General features: G+C 64.8%; 18 protein-coding genes. 10 read left to right on the plus strand and 8 right to left on the minus strand.

From position 1 onward, the window contains the following. Positions 1-88: 88 nt before the first annotated feature. From AC1ROK_RS24720 to accC, 4 genes are all read left to right on the plus strand, one after another. Positions 89-1,012 (plus strand): DsbA family protein, encoded by a 924-nt coding sequence (locus AC1ROK_RS24720; protein WP_492851875.1) that lies wholly within the window; start codon positions 89-91, stop codon positions 1,010-1,012. A 222-nt stretch (positions 1,013-1,234) separates the two neighbouring features. After that, positions 1,235-1,669 carry a type II 3-dehydroquinate dehydratase gene (gene aroQ, locus AC1ROK_RS24725; protein ID WP_492851877.1) on the plus strand — a complete coding sequence of 145 codons (435 nt, stop codon included), beginning with the start codon at positions 1,235-1,237 and terminating at the stop codon, positions 1,667-1,669. A gap of 10 nt (positions 1,670-1,679) precedes the next feature. Then, a complete protein-coding gene (accB, locus tag AC1ROK_RS24730; RefSeq protein ID WP_492851879.1) occupies positions 1,680-2,171 on the plus strand; it encodes an acetyl-CoA carboxylase biotin carboxyl carrier protein in 492 nt (163 codons plus the stop codon). A gap of 7 nt (positions 2,172-2,178) precedes the next feature. Beyond that, positions 2,179-3,522: an acetyl-CoA carboxylase biotin carboxylase subunit gene (gene accC, locus AC1ROK_RS24735; protein WP_492851881.1), complete on the plus strand. Its 1,344-nt coding sequence runs from the start codon at positions 2,179-2,181 to the stop codon at positions 3,520-3,522. Between the two features lie 329 nt (positions 3,523-3,851). Here accC and AC1ROK_RS24740 read toward each other — a convergent pair whose 3' ends face one another. Beyond that, complete coding sequence (locus tag AC1ROK_RS24740; protein ID WP_492851883.1) at positions 3,852-4,805, minus strand: alpha/beta hydrolase; 954 nt, start codon at positions 4,803-4,805, stop codon at positions 3,852-3,854. A gap of 99 nt (positions 4,806-4,904) precedes the next feature. Between AC1ROK_RS24740 and aat the strand changes: the two genes are divergently transcribed. Beyond that, positions 4,905-5,534: a leucyl/phenylalanyl-tRNA--protein transferase gene (gene aat / locus AC1ROK_RS24745; protein WP_492851885.1), complete on the plus strand. Its 630-nt coding sequence runs from the start codon at positions 4,905-4,907 to the stop codon at positions 5,532-5,534. Next, positions 5,522-6,265, plus strand: coding sequence for an APH(3') family aminoglycoside O-phosphotransferase (locus AC1ROK_RS24750; RefSeq protein ID WP_492851887.1), 744 nt, complete (start codon positions 5,522-5,524; stop codon positions 6,263-6,265). Before aat ends, AC1ROK_RS24750 begins: the two co-directional genes overlap by 13 nt. A gap of 160 nt (positions 6,266-6,425) precedes the next feature. Here AC1ROK_RS24750 and AC1ROK_RS24755 read toward each other — a convergent pair whose 3' ends face one another. Genes AC1ROK_RS24755 through AC1ROK_RS24770 form a run of 4 tightly spaced genes read right to left on the minus strand, consistent with a single transcriptional unit; the run spans position 6,426 to position 8,599 of the window. Further along, positions 6,426-7,211, minus strand: a complete 786-nt coding sequence (locus AC1ROK_RS24755) for an SDR family NAD(P)-dependent oxidoreductase (RefSeq protein WP_492851889.1) — start codon at positions 7,209-7,211, stop codon at positions 6,426-6,428. Between the two features lie 3 nt (positions 7,212-7,214). After that, positions 7,215-7,706: a GyrI-like domain-containing protein gene (locus AC1ROK_RS24760; protein WP_492851891.1), complete on the minus strand. Its 492-nt coding sequence runs from the start codon at positions 7,704-7,706 to the stop codon at positions 7,215-7,217. Further along, complete coding sequence (locus tag AC1ROK_RS24765; RefSeq protein WP_492851893.1) at positions 7,681-8,268, minus strand: SRPBCC family protein; 588 nt, start codon at positions 8,266-8,268, stop codon at positions 7,681-7,683. Before AC1ROK_RS24765 ends, AC1ROK_RS24760 begins: the two co-directional genes overlap by 26 nt. Further along, the gene (locus AC1ROK_RS24770) at positions 8,252-8,599 is read right to left on the minus strand and encodes an ArsR/SmtB family transcription factor (RefSeq protein WP_492851895.1); all 348 of its coding nucleotides are present in this window, start codon (positions 8,597-8,599) and stop codon (positions 8,252-8,254) included. Before AC1ROK_RS24770 ends, AC1ROK_RS24765 begins: the two co-directional genes overlap by 17 nt. Positions 8,600-8,810: 211 nt before the next feature. Here AC1ROK_RS24770 and AC1ROK_RS24775 point away from each other — a divergent pair, with 211 nt between their 5' ends. The 3 genes from AC1ROK_RS24775 to AC1ROK_RS24785 are packed head-to-tail and all read left to right on the plus strand — an operon-like array spanning position 8,811 to position 11,781. Beyond that, positions 8,811-9,656: a phytanoyl-CoA dioxygenase family protein gene (locus AC1ROK_RS24775; protein ID WP_492851897.1), complete on the plus strand. Its 846-nt coding sequence runs from the start codon at positions 8,811-8,813 to the stop codon at positions 9,654-9,656. Then, on the plus strand, positions 9,653-10,504 hold the full coding sequence (locus AC1ROK_RS24780) for a helix-turn-helix domain-containing protein (protein ID WP_492851899.1): 852 nt from the start codon (positions 9,653-9,655) through the stop codon (positions 10,502-10,504). Before AC1ROK_RS24775 ends, AC1ROK_RS24780 begins: the two co-directional genes overlap by 4 nt. Then, entirely contained in the window at positions 10,501-11,781 is a 1,281-nt protein-coding gene (locus tag AC1ROK_RS24785) for an ABC transporter substrate-binding protein (protein WP_492851900.1), read from the plus strand. Before AC1ROK_RS24780 ends, AC1ROK_RS24785 begins: the two co-directional genes overlap by 4 nt. Positions 11,782-12,081: 300 nt before the next feature. On the opposite strand, the gene AC1ROK_RS24790 is transcribed toward AC1ROK_RS24785, so the two are convergent. The 3 genes from AC1ROK_RS24790 to AC1ROK_RS24800 all read right to left on the minus strand — a co-directional run bounded on the left by AC1ROK_RS24790 (position 12,082) and on the right by AC1ROK_RS24800 (position 13,789). Then, positions 12,082-12,579, minus strand: a complete 498-nt coding sequence (locus AC1ROK_RS24790) for a GyrI-like domain-containing protein (RefSeq protein ID WP_492851902.1) — start codon at positions 12,577-12,579, stop codon at positions 12,082-12,084. Between the two features lie 359 nt (positions 12,580-12,938). Continuing rightward, entirely contained in the window at positions 12,939-13,352 is a 414-nt protein-coding gene (locus tag AC1ROK_RS24795) for a DUF2155 domain-containing protein (protein WP_492852000.1), read from the minus strand. 26 nt (positions 13,353-13,378) lie between these two features. Further along, the gene (locus AC1ROK_RS24800) at positions 13,379-13,789 is read right to left on the minus strand and encodes an NADH:ubiquinone oxidoreductase subunit NDUFA12 (protein WP_492851904.1); all 411 of its coding nucleotides are present in this window, start codon (positions 13,787-13,789) and stop codon (positions 13,379-13,381) included. A 704-nt stretch (positions 13,790-14,493) separates the two neighbouring features. Here AC1ROK_RS24800 and AC1ROK_RS24805 point away from each other — a divergent pair. Further along, complete coding sequence (locus AC1ROK_RS24805) at positions 14,494-18,189, plus strand: vitamin B12-dependent ribonucleotide reductase (RefSeq protein WP_492851906.1); 3,696 nt, start codon at positions 14,494-14,496, stop codon at positions 18,187-18,189. Positions 18,190-18,281 lie beyond the last annotated feature (92 nt).

Here is an 18,281-nt window from a genome sequence, read left to right on the forward strand (position 1 = left end):
AGCCGCGGCGTTCGGTCCGGGCAGCGCAGCATGGCATAATCGGCCCGGTCTGCTAGACAGGACCGAAACAGGTCGTTCCGGAGTTCGCATGTCTCGCCTCACCACCATCCTCGTGCTTGCCGTCGGTGTGCTGGCGGGCGGGCTCGGCGCGACGCTGCTGTCGGGGCCAAAACTCGACGAGGCGGGGGCGCGGGCAATCGCCGAAGAGGTGGTGGCGCAGGCAAAGCCGGAGCCCGGCCTCACCGCATCGGCCGTGGAGACCATCGTCGCCGACCTGATCGCGAGGCAACCCAAGCAGGATTCCCCGCAACCGGTGGCAGCGCTCGAGCAGTCGACGCTCGATCCGATGATCGAAAAATACCTGCTCGGCAATCCGCGTATCCTGCAGAAAGTCTCGGCCGCACTCGACGCCGAATTGACGGCGGAGCGCACTGCGGCGACCCGCACGGCGATGGTCGAACTGAAGCCCGCGATCTTCGAATCCGAGAACGGCATCGTGCTCGGCAACCCCAATGGCGATGTCACGCTGGTCGAGATGTTCGACTATAACTGCGGCTACTGCCGGCAGGCCCTGCCCGATCTCGCGGCGCTGCTCGACAGCGACAAGAACCTCAAGGTGGTGCTGAAGGAATTCCCGATCCTGTCGCAGGGCTCGGTCGACGCGGCGCGCATCGCCGCACAGGTGGCCGACGCCGATGTCGACTACTGGGCCTTCCACCAGGCGCTGTTCACCAGCCGCGGCCAGGTCGACAAGGCGGCGGCGTTGAAGGCGGCGTCGGACCTCGGGCTCAATCCGATCGCCCTGGAGATGGGGATGAAGACGCCCAGGGTCGACCAGGTGATCGAGGAAAGCTACCGCATCGCCGACCGGTTGAAGATCACCGGCACGCCGACCTTCATCATCGGCGACGAGATCATCCCCGGCGCCATCGGCCTTGATGCGCTCAAGCAGCGTATCGCCAACATGCGCGCCTGCGGGGCAACGGTGTGCACGACGGAGCAACCGGGCTGAGTGGGGCGATCAACCTCTCGGCCGGTGTGCGCTGCGACCCTCACACCAGTATCGAGATGTCGTCTCCCTCCCCCTTGCGGGGAGGATCAAGGGTGGGGGTACACAGCCACCGGGTGGAGCAGGTCTTCCACCCACCCTCTCCGCCGCAAATCCGCCCTTTTTCGTGCATTACTCCGCGCCACGCTTGCGCCCGCTGGGGGGCCAGTGCAAAAGGCACGAACCATGGCTCACCGCGTCCTTGTTCTCAACGGCCCGAACCTGAATATGCTCGGGACCCGCGAGCCCCAGACCTACGGCTCGCAGACGCTTGCCGACATCGAGAAGATGGCGATTGCCGAAGGCAAGACGCTTGGCCTCGAGGTCACCTGCAAGCAATCCAATATCGAAGGCGAACTGGTCACCTGGATCCAGCAGGCGCTGGGCAAATTCGACGCCATCGTCATCAATCCGGGCGCCTACTCGCACACCTCGATCGCCATCCACGATGCGTTTCGCGCCGTGGCGTTGCCGGTGATCGAAGTTCACCTGTCCAACATCTACACCCGTGAGGCGTTCCGCCATCACTCCTACGTTTCGCCGGTGGCGATGGGGGTGATTTGCGGTCTGGGCGCTACCGGATATAGGCTGGCGCTCCACGCACTGGCCGAAAAACTCTAAGAGGCAGAATATGACCAAGGCGTCGTCCCCGAATGCCGATCAGGAACTGATCGAGGCCATCGCCAAGCTGCTCAACGAGCAGAACCTTGCCGAGATCGAGATCGAACGCGACGATCTGCGCGTCCGTGTCACCCGCTCCTACGCCAACCAGGGGGTACAGCAGCTTGCCGTACCTGCCTACGCTCCAGCTCCGGCAGCTCCTGCTCCAGTGGCTCCGGCCGGCGTCGCCGCCGCTATCGCATCGGCGCATGACGACCTGAGCTCGAACCCGGGCACCCTTACCTCCCCGATGGTGGGCACCGCCTACCTCTCGCCTGAGCCGGGCAAGCCCGCCTTCGCCAGCGTCGGCACCAAGGTATCGGAAGGCCAGACCGTCCTAATCATCGAAGCGATGAAGACGATGAACCAGATCCCGGCGCATCGCTCCGGCACCGTCACCCGCATCCTCGTCGAAGACGCCTCGCCGGTCGAATACGGCCAGCCGCTCGTCGTGATCGAGTAAGCCCAGGATGTTCCAGAAGGTCCTCATCGCCAACCGTGGCGAGATCGCGCTCCGCATCCTCAGGGCCTGCAAGGAGCTCGGTATTCAGACGGTGGCCGTCCATTCGACGGCCGATTCCAACGCCATGCATGTGCGCCTCGCCGACGAAAGCGTCTGCATCGGGCCGCCGCCGGCCAAGGACAGCTACCTCAACATCCCGTCGATCCTCGCGGCCTGCGAGATCACCGGCGCCGACGCCGTGCATCCGGGCTACGGCTTCCTCTCCGAGAACGCGCGCTTCGCCCGCATCCTTACCGAGCACAAGATCACCTTCATCGGGCCCTCCGAGCATCACATCTCGATCATGGGCGACAAGATCACGGCCAAGCAGACGGCCGTCGAGCTTGGCATCCCGGTCGTGCCTGGTTCCAAGGGCGAAGTCGCAACCGAGGCAGACGCCAAGAAGACCGCCGCCGAGATCGGCTACCCGGTGCTGATCAAGGCGACGGCCGGCGGCGGCGGGCGCGGCATGAAGGTCGCGCACACCGAACTCGACCTGCTCAACGCCTGGTCGACGGCCCGCTCGGAAGCCAAGGCCGCCTTCGGTAACGACTCCGTCTACATGGAGAAGTACCTGGGCAAGCCGCGCCACATCGAAGTGCAGGTGATGGGCGACGGCCAGGGCAACGCAGTGCACCTGGGCACTCGCGACTGCTCGCTGCAGCGCCGCCACCAGAAGGTCTGGGAAGAGGCCTCGGCCCCCACCGTGCCGGCCGAGCAGCGTGACAGGATCGGCGAGATCTGCGCCGCCGCGATGCGCAAGCTCAAATACTCGGGCGCCGGGACCATCGAGTTCCTGTACGAGAACGGCGAGTTCTACTTCATCGAGATGAACACCCGCCTGCAGGTGGAGCACCCGGTCACCGAGCGCATCACCGGCGTCGACCTGGTCTATGAGCAGATCCGCGTCGCCTCGGGCGAAAAGCTCAGCCTGGAACAGGACAAGATCACCTTCACCGGCCACGCCATCGAAGTGCGCATCAATGCCGAGGACCCCCAGACCTTCACCCCGTCGCCCGGCAAGATCAGCTTCTACCACCCTGCCGGCGGCGTCGGCGTGCGCGTCGATTCCGCCGTCTATGCGGGCTATACGATCCCGCCCTATTACGACAGCCTGATCGGCAAGCTGATCGTTTACGGCCGCACCCGCGAAGAGTGCCTGCAGCGCCTGCGCCGCGCGGTGGACGAGTTCGTGGTCGATGGGATCAAGACCACCCTGCCCCTGTTCCAGCGGCTGATCAAGGAACCGGATATCATTGCCGGAAACTACGATATTCACTGGCTGGAAAAGTACCTCGGGATGAAGCACTAGGGCGCGAGCCCGGTTCTTCCCCACGCACGATGTCATCCCCGCGAAAGCGGGGATCTTCGTTTTCGGATACCTCGGCGCCTACCCAAACAGAGGTTCCCGCTTTCGCGGGAATGACCCGGTGAGGGCGGCCGGCTCAATCGACTCGTTAACGAATTCTGAACAGCCACTCCAGCACCGGTTCAGCCGCCGTGTGGCAAGGATCCCCAACCTAAGGAGATCGTGCCATGCCGCACATGATCGATTACCTCGATGCCCTCGTCCTGATGCTGCCGGTCGTGCTCGCTGCGATCAGCCTGCCTTTGCTGGTGCGGCTGGTGCTCCGCTGAGCTTCAGCGGCCGAGACTGCTGAGGAACCCGCCCATCTCGGCGCGGTAGCGCTCGGGGTTTTCCTTGAACGACAGCAGGTGATTGGCGCCCGTCTGCAGATAAGTCGTCGGCGCCGTGCGCGCCGCCACCAGCCGCTCGCTGATGGTGACCGGCACCAGGCTGTCGGCCGTGCCGTGGGCGAGGAACAGCGGCCCCGGAAACTTTGCCACCGCATCCATGCTGACGGCCTTGTTCAGTTGCACACCGCGATAGGTGTCGAAGACGAAGATGCCGGCATTGGCCAGCGTACGGGCCAGCGGGATCATCCGCGATCCGATCTTGTCGGCCACCACCTCGGTGAAATCCAACGCCGGCGCATCGAGCGCCAGGGCCACCACCTTGTCGGCCTGGGTGGAATGCATCAGGAACTGCCCGGCGATGGCGCCGCCCATCGACTCCGCGACGAGTATGACGTTCGGAGCGCCACGGCCGAGCATCCAGCTCACCGCTGCATCGAGGTCCCGCCACTCGTTCACGCCAAAGCCGTAGATTGGGTTCGGCTCCGCCGGCGCGCCCTTGTCGTTGCGATAGGTGATCAGCAGCGTCGGGATGCCGGCTTCGTGGAGGATCGACAGCTGCCGGTAGCCATTCTCACGGATGCCGCCAATGCCGTGGACGTAGACGGCCCACGGGCCGGCCATGTTCGCGGCCGGCACGAACCAGGCCTCTGCGTCGCCCAGCTCGGTGGCGTAGGTCACCGTCTCGAACGGCAGGCCCAGCGCTGCCAGCGGGTCGCCGCGATAGCCGAGCTCATACGGGTCAGTCGGCGGTTTGGGGTTGTTGGCGCCGCTCCAGTCGACACCACCCGGGGTCAGCAGGTGGTTCATCAGCATGGAGGTGCCCACACCGCCCGCGGCGATGAACAGCACCACCACGATGACGATCCCGACGATGATCCGCCGCACCCACTTGTTCATTGAACGCCCCCAGCCGGGCGGCACAATCGCCTCCGAGGACGGCGGTTGCAACCCCGCTTTGCCGTTGTTTCGCCGATCTGCCGGGCCCATATTCAGCTCATGAGCAAGAAGCCTGATCCGTTCGCCATCGACCTGACGCCCGAACTGATCATCCGGGCCTACCAGGCAGGCATTTTCCCGATGGCGGAGGATGCGGATTCCCCGGACCTGTTCTGGGTCAGCCCACAAAAGCGCGGCGTGATCCCGCTCGACCGCTTCCACATCTCGAAAAGCCTGCGGAAGACGCTCCGCACCCACCCCTATGAGGTGAAGGTCGATACCGATTTCGCCGGCACCATTGAGGGCTGCGCCACGGCGGGGGTCGATCGCGAGTCGACCTGGATCAACCCCGAGATCCGCCGTCTCTATGGCGCGCTGTTCGAGCGCGGCATCGTCCACACCGTCGAGGTGTGGGATGGGGCCGCGCTGGTCGGCGGGCTCTATGGCGTATCGCTGGGCGCCGCGTTCTTCGGCGAATCGATGTTCCATCGCAAGACCGACTGCTCGAAGATCGCCATGGCGCATCTGCTCGAACGGTTGGTGGCCGGGGGCTATCACCTGCTGGACACGCAGTTCGTCACCGATCACCTCCGCACCTTCGGCGGCATCGAGATCCCGCGCGAGGATTATGAGGCCCGCCTCGCCGAGGCGCTGCGACACCAGGGCGATTTCTTTGCATGCGACCACTAGACCTGCCGCCCGGCTGGGCGAGCAGCCTCGAGCTCGTGCCGCAGACCATCGGCGAATCCGGGGCGTGGGTGTACCGTGCCGGCGACGCCCACTTCATCAAATCCGAACCGATCTCGCCGCTGGCCGAGCTGCCGGGAGAGATCGAGCGGCTCCGCTGGCTCCACGCCACCGGGCTGCCCTGCCCCGCGGTGGTCGACGCGGCCGATCATGGCGGCCGGCACTGGCTGCTGATGACGGCGATCTCCGGGCATGACCTGGCGTCCACGTCCGAGGTGACGGCCGAGACCGCCATACGCCTGGTCGCCGAGGCGCTGCGCCAATTGCACGCGCTCGATCCCGCAAGCTGCCCGTTCGATCATCGCGCCGGCCTTCGCGTCGCCGACGCCTCGGTGCGCTACCATGCCGGGCTCTATGACGGCGACGACCCCGACCAGGGTCCGGCGGACCACGCCCGGCTCATCGCCGGCGTCCCGACGGCCGAAGACCTGGTCGTCACCCATGGCGACGCCTGCTTTCCCAACTTCATGGCCGAGAATGGCCGCTTCACCGGCTTTATCGATTGCGGACGGCTGGGCGTTGCCGACCGCTACCAGGACCTGGCGCTGGCCTGCCGCAGCCTCGAGTGGAACTACGGGGCTGCGGCGATCCCGGTGTTCTTCGCGGCCTATGGCGTTACAGAACCGGACCGGGCGAAGCTCGAGTGGTACACGCTGCTGGATGAGTTTTTCTAGGAGCGGGTGAGGCGCGTTGGCGTCTCAACACCCACCGACGTCATTCCCGCGCAGGCGGGAACCTAGTGGGATACTGCCGCACACGCTGAGACTGAAAGATCCCACTGGGTCCCCGCCTGCGCGGGGATGACGCCGGTGGTCAGCCCGCCCAATCGTCACCCTAATCTACCTGCGCCCCGCCAGTCGCATTGGCCACCGTCGCCGTCATTGACGCCGCGAGGTCGGAGGACAGCAGCACCGCGACGTCGGCGATCTGCGCCAGTGGCGTCAGCCGGCGGAGCGGGGTGCGCTCACCGGCCCGGCGTTCGGCTTCCTCGAGGGTGATCCCCTCCTCCCTCGCGTGCAGCAGGAACGCTTCCCGCACACCCGGAGCATCGGGGGAACCCGGCGAGCGGACGCAGACGCAGCGCACGCCGGCGGGACCGTTCTCGACCGCGAGGTGGCGTAGGAAGTGCTCGATGGCAGCCTGGGACACACCGAAGCCGCCCATGATGTCATAGGCCTCGCGCGCCGCATTGGCCGAGATGCCGACAATGACGCCTCCGCCATTGGCCGCCATATGGCGGGCGTTGGCGGTACCGGTGGAGAACCAGGTCTTCATCCCCGTCACGATCGGCGCGATGAACCTGTCGCGCGGCATGTCGATGAGCTTTTGGCCCTGGGTGTCATCGATCGCGACGGCGTTGAACATCACCTTCACCGGACCGGCCGTGGCAACGATCGCCTGGAGGTGTGCTTCGACCGCGTCGTGATCGGTGGCATCGATGGGCGCGACTTCGGCCCTGCCGCCCGCCGCGGCGATCTCAGCCGCCACGGCCTCGAGCTTGTCGCGGTTGCGGGCCGCGAGGAACACCCGCGCGCCTTCCCGGGCATAGGCTTTGGCAACGGCGCCGCCGACCGCGCCCGAACCGCCATAGACAATCGCCGTCCGGCCCTTAAGCAGCATGGCTCAATCCTTGACCTTGATGGCAACCGTGGTTTCCCACTTGTTCGGGTCGGGCTCTTCCTCCGGGCTGTTGGGATAGATCTCGAAGCGGGCGGCGAAATGATCGCCATCGCTGCCAGAGGTCGCGTCCCACACTATGCCCTTCTCCCTGGCCCAGCCGATGAGCACAGCGTTGACATCCATCAGGTTGTCGTAGTGCCCCCAGTAGGTGGTCTGGGCGTAACGTCCCGCCGGCAGCATGCCGCCGATCAGTTGGCCGTCGCTTGCCACAGGGACGGCTACAGGCACGCCGAACTCGATCTCGAGATCCGGCATGTTCACGATGTTGTACTTGAAGAATGCCGGCCCAACCGGTTGCAGGGATTTGGCTTTTACGGCGGAGAACATGGCATCCATGGTCGGCCCTATCACTTCGCCGAAGGGGATCGTCACCCGTTTGCGGATGGCGACATAGGGTTGAGCAGCTCGCTCAACGATCATTGGCAGAGTGAGCATTGTCGTCCTCCCGCTTGCTTTCCAGTGCCCGGCGTCGCGCCGCGACGATATCCTCGGCGACGCCATCGCTGCGCGGCCGGCCCTTGGGGCTCCAGTCGTCGTCGATGAACTGCGCCACATAGCGGTCGAACACATCGAAGCCGCTCTTCCAGCCCCAGCCATGCCCATCGCGCTCCTCGACGCTGATGAATGGCGTTTGCCGGAAGTACATGCGGGTCTTGCCGTGCTCGTCGACGAAATCCATCGTCACCACGGTCTCGAACCCGTCATACTCGTTGATGTAGGTGAAGCTCAGCCGGCTCGGCTCCTCGATCTCGAGGTACTCGCCACGGATCCAGTGGGCGTGTCCGGGACCGTTGCTCATGCAGCGCCGCCACTTGCCGCCGACGCGGAAGTCGATGTCGCAGCTGAGCAGCGCGTAACCCTCGGGCCCGTGCCAGCGCACCATGTGCTCGGGATCCCTCCACATCAGCCAGACCAGGGCCCGTGGCGCGTCGAACAGCCGGTCGAACTCCAGCACCAGGGCTGCCTGCTCGGCCGTGACGCTATTGCTTTGGGCCATTCGGGTCCCCCTTCTGAAGTTCGGCCAGGTACGCATCCATGCGCGCAAAGTTCTGGTCCCAGTGCCGGCGGTAGTGCTCGACCCAGTTGGCGAGTTCTGCCAGCGGCGCGGCGTTGAGCTGCACCGGACGCCATTGCGCATGCCGGGTGCGCGCTACGAGGCCGGCCTGCTCCAGCACCTTCAAATGGCGGGAGATGGCCGGCATCGAGATGTCGAACGGCGCCGTCAGTTCGCTCACCGACGCCTCCCCCTCGCTCAGCCGCTGCAAGATCGCCCGCCGCGTTGGGTCGGCGAGCGCGGAGAACGTGAGGGTCAGGGCGTCGGTGGTCATATTTTGCACATTCGTTAAATAACATGATTGTTAAATACCGGCCAGCATATCGAGTCAAGTCCTCGGCCGGCCCTCCCTCTGTCGCGCGGTCACAATGCGCGAAAAGTGCACAACTTCGCTGACTTCGTGGCCTTGGATCGGCAGTGGTTTGGCGTGACTATCGCTAGCAACGAGAGCCGAAGGCGAGCTCCGGAGAGTGGGATCACGGACGATGCTGCAATTCGACCAGGAACAGGGCGGGACCTACCAGGACGGGCTTTACGACCCGGAATCGAGTGCACCGCGGGTGGATATCGCCACGGCGCTGACCACGGCATCCCGCCAGCACTATCGCGAACATGGCTGGCTATCGGTGGAAGGCCTGCTGGATGCGGACGAACTGCCGGCGGCCAAGGCGGCGATCGATGACCTGATCGAGGGCCGGGTGCCGGCGTTCTCCGGTGTGTCCTACGAAAAAGGATACAAGGAGATCATCGATACGATGACAGCCGCCGAGCGCTACGACGCGGTGCGCAAGCTGTACGACTTCGTGCCCCATGAGGAGCGGCTGGCCCGCATCGCGCTGGGCGAGCGGATCGGCGCGATCTGCCGGCACCTGCTCGAGCGCGACGTGCGCCTGTTCCAGGATATGGCGCTGCTCAAGCCGCCGCGCGGCGGCCGTGAGAAGCCGTGGCATCAGGATCACGCGTTTTTCGACTATCCGCTGGGCACGCGCATCGTGGGCGTGTGGATCGCGATCGACGAGGCCACTGTCGCCAACGGCTGCATGCAAGTGCTGGATGGCGGGCACAAGCTCGGGCCCATCCACCACTTTCGCCGCCGCGACTGGCAGATCTGCGATACCGACATGGAGGGACGCAAGTCCGTGGCCTTCCCGCTCAGGCCCGGCGACGGCATGTTCTTCGATGGCCTCCTGCCGCATGGCACGCCATCGAACAACTCGGCGCAGCGGCGCCGGGCGCTGCAGTTCCACTACATGGACCAGAAGGCGCAACCGACCGACCAGGTCGAGCGGCTCGCCATCTTCGGCGGTGAAGGCGCCGGGGCAACCTGTTGAACGAGAGGGCTGCCAGACCATCGGATGCCGGCGAGCCGGGCGTCGAGCTGCGGGCTCCGGTCGGCCGGATGCGTTGCGATCCCGGCTGGTCGTTTACCTCCGATCCGGCCAAGCACGACAACTACCGCATCTGGCTGATCTGGGCCGGAGAAGGCGAACTGGTGACGCCCGGCGGCGAGCGCATCGCCCTGTTGCCGGGAGTGACAGCGGTGATGCGGCCCGACGGCGTCTACCAGGCGTCGCACAATCCCGCCAATCCGCTGGGCGTCACCTTTCTCAACTACGCCTATGAGGGAGCGGCGCCCCTGCCCCCGATCTGGAGCTGGACCTCCGACTTCCTGTTCATCGATGCAGTGACCCGCAAGATCGTGCAGTTGCATGCCGCCGAGCTCGCGGGCCTCGCCGACAACGGCGGTCGCACCGCCATGCTGCTGCGGGCGGTGCTGGACGAGTTGCAGCTGCAGGTGCAACCAGGGGATGTGCCCAGCTCCCGGCTCGACCGCGACGTGATCGAGCTGGCCAACAAGGTGCTCGAGATGCCGGCCGAGCACGACGATGTCTCCGAGCTCGCCGGAGCGGTGTTCCGCAGCCGCTCGCACTTCACCCGCACCTTCCGGCGCATCTATGGGGTGAGCCCGGCCAGCTTCGTCAAATCCACCAAGCTGTTGAAGGCGCGCAGCCTGTTGCAGACCACCTCGATGAGCATCGGGGAGATCTGCTCGATCCTGGGCTATTCGACGACCCAGTATTTCTCGCGCCAGTACAAATCCTATTTCGCGACGACGCCCGGAGAGGACCGGCGCCGCGCGCAACACAAGGCTCAAAAGAGCCAGGAGGAGACGATATGATCACACGTCGCAGGACGCTGCTGAAGGGCGCTCTCGCGTTGCTGGGGGCCACGGCGCTGGCGCCGGCCGTACGGGCGCAATCGGAAGGCGTCCGCGCCATCTTCTGGGGTGGCCAGGCGCGCGCCGAACGGACTTTTTCGGTGTTCGACCTGTTCCAGAAGAAGTTCGGCACCGCGCCGGTGGTCAGCGAGTTCATGGGGTTCAACGACTACTGGCCGAAGGTTGCGACGCAGACCGCCGGCGGCAACGCGCCCGACCTGATCCAGATGGATTACCGCTACATCGTCGAATACGCCCAGCGCGGCGCACTGACGCCACTCGACGACTACCTCGGCAAGACGCTCGATCTCGGTGATTTCGATGCCGACCAGATCGAGGCCGGGCGGGTCGATGGCAAGCTCTATGGCGTGAGCATGGGCGCCGGCGGCTTCTGCCTGCAGGTCAATGCCAGCGCCTTCGAGCGCGCCGGCCTGCCGGTGCCGGGACCCACCACAACCTATGCCGACCTCTTGGGCATGGTCGGCGAGTTCAACGCCGCCAATGGCGAGATGCGCATGCTGCAGGATGGCTCGGGCAACGAGCCGGCATTGGAGAACTGGCTGAGGCAACGCGGCAAGGCACTCTACACCCGGGAGGGGGAACTCGCCTTCGACACGGCGGACGCAGCCGAGTGGTTTACGCTATGGGCGGACCTGCGCAGCAAGGACGTCTGCGTGACCGCCGAGCAGCAGGCGGTTTCGACCGGCACCATCGACACCAGCATGCTGGTGACCGGGCGCGCCGCGAGCGGCTTTACCGGGGTCAATGAGCTGATCGCCTACCAGGCGCTGGTCAAGGACCGGCTGGCCGTCACCAACATGCCGCTGGCGATGGCTGGCGGCAAAGGCGGGCAATACCGCAAGCCCACGATGATGTGGACGCTGGCTCAGACCTCCAAGGTCAAGGACGAGGCGGTGGAGCTGATCAACTTCTTCGTGCGCGATCTCGAGGCGGCGAGCCTGCTCGGGCTGGAACGCGGCATCCCGAGTTCGGCGGCGTCGCGCGAGCATATCACCGGCGGCCTCACCGACCTCGAGCGGCAGACGCTCGATTTCTTCGCCAACCTGGGCGAGTTGCTTGGGCCGATCCCGCCGTCGCCGCCGTCGGCGGCGGGCGAGATCAGCCAGTCGCTGCTGGGCACGCTGAGCCAGGAAATCGCCTTCGGCGCCAAATCGCCGGAGGACGCCGCCGCGCAAGTGGTGAGCGGCGCAAAGGACATCCTCGCCCGGGCAGGATGACTCCAGCCGGCCGGTTCCTCTCCCGGGCCGGCCGGTGCTTTTTCGGGCTGACGTGCTTCTCGCTGGGCGCGGCGGCAGGGCTCAACCTCGACGCCCCACCGGCTGTCATCCCAGCGAAAGCTGGGACCCATCTGGCAGCTGGCGCGGGAGGTGAAATGGGTCCCAGCTTTCGCTGGGATGACATCGAGTTTGAGTTGGTCGCGGTGGTTCAGCTCGACCCGAGTACTCTCGGGTTGCCCGCCGCCTGCCATCTGCAGACTGGCACGCCCCCGTTGGCCAGGCCACCCGCGAAACACGCTCTTACTTCCCCAGCCGGAACGCCACTTCGGTTTGCCACTTCTGCGGGTCGGGCTCACTGGCGGGGTCAGTGGCGTAGATTTCCAGCAAAGCCGCGTCGTATTCGCCGGGGGCGTCTTCCGGCATCGGATGCGCAATACCTTGCTTCCCCAGCCACTCGCCGAGCGCGACGTTGGCCTGGTAGAGCCCGTCATAAGGTCCGGTGTGGATCAGCGTCGCGAAGCGGCCGGCCGGGATGGTGCCGGTCCTGACCCTCGAATCGCCGGCCAGCAGCTTTGCCGTGGGGAAACCGACTTCCATCACCATCGGCCCGTCCTCGGGCATTTCGAGATAGCTGAAGAATGGCGCACCGACCGGAGCGGCGCCTTGCGCTGCCAGCCAGCCGGCCACCTCGCCGATCAGTGGCGGCGCCTTGCTCGGGATTTCGCCGCGATCGGCTCTGATGCGGATGGCCGCGAACGGCTGGTCGGGGCGGGTAACGATCTCGGGCGTGCTGAGCATCCTGGGCTCCTCTCGTCGTGATGGGAGGAGCTAAGCGCAAGTGACAGGCGCCGGACTTGATCGTGGTTGCGGTCGCTGTTGTGTCGTTATCTGCAGGGCACAGAGCTTACCCCACTCTCGATGTCACCCCGGCGAAGGCCGGGGCCCATCCTGAGATGCTGAGGTTGAACTGATGCGCCTCCCTCCGCTGGCGAACAGCTCATCAGGCCACGAAGTCGAGATCATGCGATCAGTACCGAGGGTGCCGGGCGAGCAATGATCGGCCGAAGCCCCTCAGGATGGGCCCCGGCCTTCGCCGGGGTGACACCGTGGATGGGGCGGGCCTGGGTGCCTTCATAGGCATCCCAAGAGTTCATGCCTCAGCCGCCGGTGCCTGCGTCAGCCGAAGGCGGCGGCACATCCGAGCTCTGCTTACAGTCGAGCAGCCAGATATCGTAGACCGCGTGGTCGATGGCGTTGAGCGCCGGGCTGTCGGCGAACATCCAGCCGGTGAAGATGCGGTCGATCGAGCCCTTGAGGCTCACCTGGTCGACTTCGACGAACACGCTGGTGCGCTGCGTCTCGGTCGGCGGCCGGGTGTAGCAGGCGCGCGGGGTGATCTGCAGCGCGCCGAACTGCACCGTCTCATCGATATAGACATCGAAGGTGGTGATGCGGCCGGTGATCTTGTCGAGCCCGGAGAACTGGGCGACCGGATTGGCGATCGTCTCCGCCAGCACAGGCGTCGCCAGCGCAAGGCTGGCGAAAACAACGGCAACTGCCTTGCGGACCATCTGCATGGGCGGGACGATGGTCGGGATTATTCTGGAGACCACGCGTCGTAATCGCCGGTGACGCGCGGGCGCTCGCCCTTGCTGAGCAGGCTGCCATCCGGGCGATAGGCTGCGGCGGTGCCGGTGAGGTTGGGCTGGTGCGGCAGCTGCCAGGAACGGGCGGTGTAATCCTGCTCGGTCGGCGGGGTGTTGCTGCGGTAGTGCATCCAGCCGTACCAGCCGGGCGGGATGGTGGTGGGCTCGGCGTAACCGCCGGCATAGACCACCATGCGCCGCTCGTAGCCGTTCGGGCCGGGCTTCGAGCCCTTCTTCGAGCGGTAGTAGCGGTTGCCGGTCTCGTCTTCGCCGACATACTCGCCCTGCGTCGCGATCCACAGGCGCGTGCCCCAGGTGTTGCCCCGCCACCAGGCCAGGATCTCGATCAGGAAGTCCTTCATGCCGCCGTTCGCCATACCGTCTGAACCCGTCTCAGAAGCCATTCGCGCGGGACAGATCGCCCGCCATTTCCGCCTGTGGCTCTAACATGCCCTAGGACACGCGCCTAGCAGAAAGGCGAGCCCGCCCTGCCCTCTACCTATGGTGTGCCGACCCACCAGAGGGCGCTGTGTATGGTCGTCGATTTGTGACGGAAATAATGCGCTTGACAGGATTCGCACCGAAAACTGCTCCTCACTTAGCCCGGCCGGCTCATCTTCGCGCGGTGCTCAAAGGTGGCGAAAGAGCGGCCGATTTCCCGTGGTTTAGCGCCGATTCCACCAGCGGTTCGCGAGGGCCCGGTACCGAAAATTGACCCTCTTACGCGTCGAATCGGGGTTGGAACTTTTCCCCGTAATCCACATATGAGATACTGGATTTAGCCGTCGGATACGGGCAATGCCACTAGCAGTTGTATGTTGTGATCATGCCTCGGCATTGACCGACTCGAAGCATCGGACGCATCCTTTGGAGGTTGCGCCGGGCTTGTTCAGACGGCACGACGGACGACCGGGACCACGCGGCGGCGACAGTTCGCTGAAGGTCCCAAACGGGGCTCCTAGGCCGTTTTTCACGGTCAGTTAGACAGCGTCATACAAAGAGGCAGAAGCCGTCCTTGGCGGCTCGCGGGCTTTCCTGTCCGCTTTATTGGGGAATATATAGACAAATGCGCATCGAACGCCGGTTCACGAAAGCCAACGACAGCGCCTATGCGGGGATCGAATTCCGCTCGGTGACGAGCGAGATCAAGAACCCCGACGGCTCGATCGTGTTCAAGCTCGAAGGCATGCAGGTCCCCTCGACCTGGTCGCAGGTGGCTGCCGACATCATCGCGCAGAAATATTTCCGCAAGGCCGGCGTCGCCAAGATCCTGAAGAAGGTCGAAGAGAACGACGTGCCCTCGTGGCTGTGGCGTTCGGTCCCCGACGAAAAGGCGCTCGCCAAGCTCCCCGAGGCTGAGCGCTATGGTTCGGAAACCGACAGCCGCCAGGTGTTCGAGCGTCTCGCCGGCACCTGGACCTACTGGGGCTGGAAGGGCAAGTATTTTGCCACCGAGGAAGATGCGCGCGCCTTCTTCGACGAGCTCTGCTTCATGCTGGCCACGCAGCGGGTTGCCCCCAACTCCCCGCAGTGGTTCAACACGGGCCTGCACTGGGCCTATGGCATCGATGGCCCCGGCCAGGGTCACTTCTATGTCGACCCCTTCACCGGCAAGCTGACCTCGTCCAAATCCGCCTACGAGCATCCGCAGCCGCATGCCTGCTTCATCCAGTCGGTGACCGATGACCTCGTCAACGAGGGCGGCATCATGGACCTGTGGGTGCGCGAGGCGCGCCTGTTCAAATATGGCTCGGGCACCGGCTCGAACTTTTCCAAGCTGCGCGGCGAAGGCGAAAAGCTCTCGGGCGGCGGCAAGTCCTCCGGCCTGATGAGCTTTTTGAAGATCGGCGACCGCGCTGCCGGCGCCATCAAGTCGGGCGGCACCACCCGTCGCGCCGCCAAGATGGTGGTGATCGATATCGATCACCCCGATATCGAGGATTACATCAACTGGAAGGTGAAGGAGGAGCAGAAGGTCGCCGCGCTCGTCACTGGCTCCAAGGTGGTGTCGAAGGCGCTCAAGGCCATCATGAAGGCCGCGGTGAACTGCGAAGGCACCGGCGACGATTGCTTCGACGTCAACAAGAACCCGGCGCTGAAGCGCGAAGTGAAGGCGGCGAAGAAGGCGCTGGTTCCGGAGAACTACATCCAGCGCGTCATCCAGTTCGCCAGGCAAGGCTACACCGATATCGACTTCCCGGTTTACGACACCGACTGGGATAGCGAAGCCTACCTTACCGTCTCCGGCCAGAACTCGAACAATTCCGTCCGCGTCACCGACGATTTCCTCAAGGCCGTAGAGACCGATGGCGACTGGAACCTGTTGAGCCGCACCAAGGCCGGCAAGGTCACCAAGACCGTCAAGGCGCGCGACCTGTGGGAACAGATCGGCTACGCCGCCTGGGCATCGGCCGATCCGGGCATCCATTTCCACACCACCATCAACGAGTGGCACACGAGCCCGGAAGCCGGCGAGATCGTCGCTTCGAACCCGTGCTCGGAATACATGTTCCTCGACGACACGGCGTGTAACCTCGCCTCGGTGAACCTCTTGCCCTACCGCAACGCCGACTCGTCGTTCGACGTCGCCGCGTTCGAGCACACCATCCGCCTCTGGACCGTGGTCCTCGAGGTCTCGGTGATGATGGCGCAGTTCCCGTCCAAGGCCATCGCCGAGCGCTCGTTCATCTACCGTACCCTCGGCATCGGCTACGCCAATATCGGCGGCCTGCTGATGACATCGGGCATTCCCTATGACTCGGCGCAGGGCCGCGCCATTGCCGGCGCCATCACCGCGGTGATGACCGGTGTCTCCTATGCCACGTCGGCCGAAATGGCCGGCGAGCTAGGCCCGTTCCAGGATTATCCGCGCAATTCCAAGCACATGCTGCGCGTCATTCGGAACCACCGGACTGCCGCCTACGGCAAGACCGACGGCTATGAGGGCCTCAGCATCAACCCGGTGGCGCTCGACCACGCCTCGATCGGCGACGACACGCTTTCGACCCGCGCCAAGGCGGTGTGGGACGATGCGCTGGCGCTGGGCGAAAAGCACGGCTACCGCAACGCGCAGGTCTCGGTGATTGCCCCGACCGGCACCATCGGCCTCGTGATGGATTGCGACACCACCGGCATCGAGCCCGATTTCGCGCTGGTGAAGTTCAAGAAGCTCGCCGGCGGCGGCTACTTCAAGATCATCAACAATGCGGTGCCGCCGGCGCTGCGCACGCTGGGCTATTCCGAGGCGCAGATCGCCGAGATCGAGGCTTATGCCGTCGGCCACGGCAACCTGAACCAGGCGCCGGGCATCAACCCCTCGACGCTGCGCGCCAAGGGCTTCACCGACGAGAAGATCGCCGCGCTCAACGCCGCGACCAAGTCGGCCTTCGACATCAAGTTCATCTTCAACCAGTGGACCCTTGGCGCCGATTTCCTGAAGAGCCTCGGCGTGACCGACGCCCAGCTCGGCGACATGACGTTCGACCTCCTCGCCTTCCTGGGGTTCTCCAAGAAGGACATCGAGGCCGCCAACATCCATGTCTGCGGCTCGATGACGCTCGAGGGCGCCCCCTTCCTCAAGGACGAACACCTGCCGGTGTTCGATTGCGCCAACCCGTGCGGCAAGATCGGCAAGCGCTACCTCTCGGTCGAGAGCCACATCCTGATGATGGCCGCAGCGCAGCCGTTCATTTCGGGCGCTATCTCGAAAACCATCAACATGCCGAACGACGCGACGGTCGCGGACGCCAAGGAAGCCTACCAGCTCAGCTGGCGCCTGGCGCTCAAGGCCAACGCGCTCTATCGCGATGGCAGCAAGCTGAGCCAGCCGCTGAATTCGTCGCTGGTCGCCGATGAGGACGACGAGGAAGAGGATGCGGTCGAACTGCTGAACGCCGCCAACCAGATGGCGCGCGTTCCTCAAGTCACCGAGAAGATTGTCGAGCGGATCATCGAGCGCGTGTCGCGTGAGCGCGAAAAGCTGCCGAACCGCCGCAAGGGCTATACCCAGAAGGCCAATATCGGCGGCCACAAGGTGTACCTGCGTACCGGCGAATTCGACGACGGGCGCCTGGGCGAGATCTTCATCGACATGCACAAGGAAGGCGCTGCCTTCCGCGCCATGATGAACAATTTCGCCATCTCGATCTCGCTCGGCCTGCAGTATGGCGTGCCGCTCGACGAGTATGTCGAGGCCTTCACCTTCACCCGGTTTGAACCGGCCGGCATGGTGATGGGCAACGACCGGATCAAGAACGCCACCTCGATCCTCGACTACATCTTCCGCGAACTCGCCGTCTCCTATCTCGACCGCGAGGATCTGGCCCATGTCCACGCCGACAGCCCGACGGCGCTGTCGCAGAGCGGCGAAGGCCAGCGCCCTGCCCCGATCCCGGCGCAGAACCTCGTCTCCCGCGGCATGACCCGTGGCAAGGTGAAGGACCAGAACCTGATGCTGGTCTCCGGCGGCCTCACCGCCGCCCAGGCCTACAACCCGGTCGCCTCGATGCAGACCTCAACCGTCACGGCGCTGAAGGCCGCAACGGCCCTGAAGATCGAAACCAGCCCGACCGTGCTCAACGAAGCGGAGCTCAACCCGATCCCGAGCCCGCCGACGCAGCAGGACGCGGGGCAGTTGAGGGCACAGGCGCTGATGCAGGGGTATACGGGCGATCAGTGCAGCAACTGTAACTCGATGCGGATGAAGGTGTCGGGGCATTGCATGGTTTGTGAGGATTGCGGGACGACGACTGGGTGTAGCTGAGAAGCATCCAAGAGACTTGATATGACCGCCCACATAGGTTTGGACGATCCAAACCACAGTGTGGCTCATTGATCAGTAACAGTATTGGTCAG

Source organism: Devosia sp. GW821-FHT12F11, assembly GCF_058806655.1.

Bases quoted from the DNA above. Each gene is read 5' to 3' on its own strand.
- AC1ROK_RS24770 (WP_492851895.1), bottom strand. From the start codon at position 8,599: ATGACCACCGACGCCCTGACCCTCACGTTCTCCGCGCTCGCCGACCCA.
- aroQ (WP_492851877.1), top strand. From the start codon at position 1,235: ATGGCTCACCGCGTCCTTGTTCTCAACGGCCCGAACCTGAATATGCTC.
- AC1ROK_RS24740 (WP_492851883.1), bottom strand. From the start codon at position 4,805: ATGAACAAGTGGGTGCGGCGGATCATCGTCGGGATCGTCATCGTGGTG.
- AC1ROK_RS24760 (WP_492851891.1), bottom strand. From the start codon at position 7,706: ATGCTCACTCTGCCAATGATCGTTGAGCGAGCTGCTCAACCCTATGTC.
- AC1ROK_RS24750 (WP_492851887.1), top strand. From the start codon at position 5,522: ATGCGACCACTAGACCTGCCGCCCGGCTGGGCGAGCAGCCTCGAGCTC.
- AC1ROK_RS24800 (WP_492851904.1), bottom strand. From the start codon at position 13,789: ATGAAGGACTTCCTGATCGAGATCCTGGCCTGGTGGCGGGGCAACACC.
- AC1ROK_RS24805 (WP_492851906.1), top strand. From the start codon at position 14,494: ATGCGCATCGAACGCCGGTTCACGAAAGCCAACGACAGCGCCTATGCG.
- aat (WP_492851885.1), top strand. From the start codon at position 4,905: ATGAGCAAGAAGCCTGATCCGTTCGCCATCGACCTGACGCCCGAACTG.
- AC1ROK_RS24795 (WP_492852000.1), bottom strand. From the start codon at position 13,352: ATGGTCCGCAAGGCAGTTGCCGTTGTTTTCGCCAGCCTTGCGCTGGCG.
- accC (WP_492851881.1), top strand. From the start codon at position 2,179: ATGTTCCAGAAGGTCCTCATCGCCAACCGTGGCGAGATCGCGCTCCGC.
- AC1ROK_RS24785 (WP_492851900.1), top strand. From the start codon at position 10,501: ATGATCACACGTCGCAGGACGCTGCTGAAGGGCGCTCTCGCGTTGCTG.
- AC1ROK_RS24720 (WP_492851875.1), top strand. From the start codon at position 89: ATGTCTCGCCTCACCACCATCCTCGTGCTTGCCGTCGGTGTGCTGGCG.
- AC1ROK_RS24765 (WP_492851893.1), bottom strand. From the start codon at position 8,268: ATGGCCCAAAGCAATAGCGTCACGGCCGAGCAGGCAGCCCTGGTGCTG.
- AC1ROK_RS24755 (WP_492851889.1), bottom strand. From the start codon at position 7,211: ATGCTGCTTAAGGGCCGGACGGCGATTGTCTATGGCGGTTCGGGCGCG.
- AC1ROK_RS24775 (WP_492851897.1), top strand. From the start codon at position 8,811: ATGCTGCAATTCGACCAGGAACAGGGCGGGACCTACCAGGACGGGCTT.
- accB (WP_492851879.1), top strand. From the start codon at position 1,680: ATGACCAAGGCGTCGTCCCCGAATGCCGATCAGGAACTGATCGAGGCC.
- AC1ROK_RS24790 (WP_492851902.1), bottom strand. From the start codon at position 12,579: ATGCTCAGCACGCCCGAGATCGTTACCCGCCCCGACCAGCCGTTCGCG.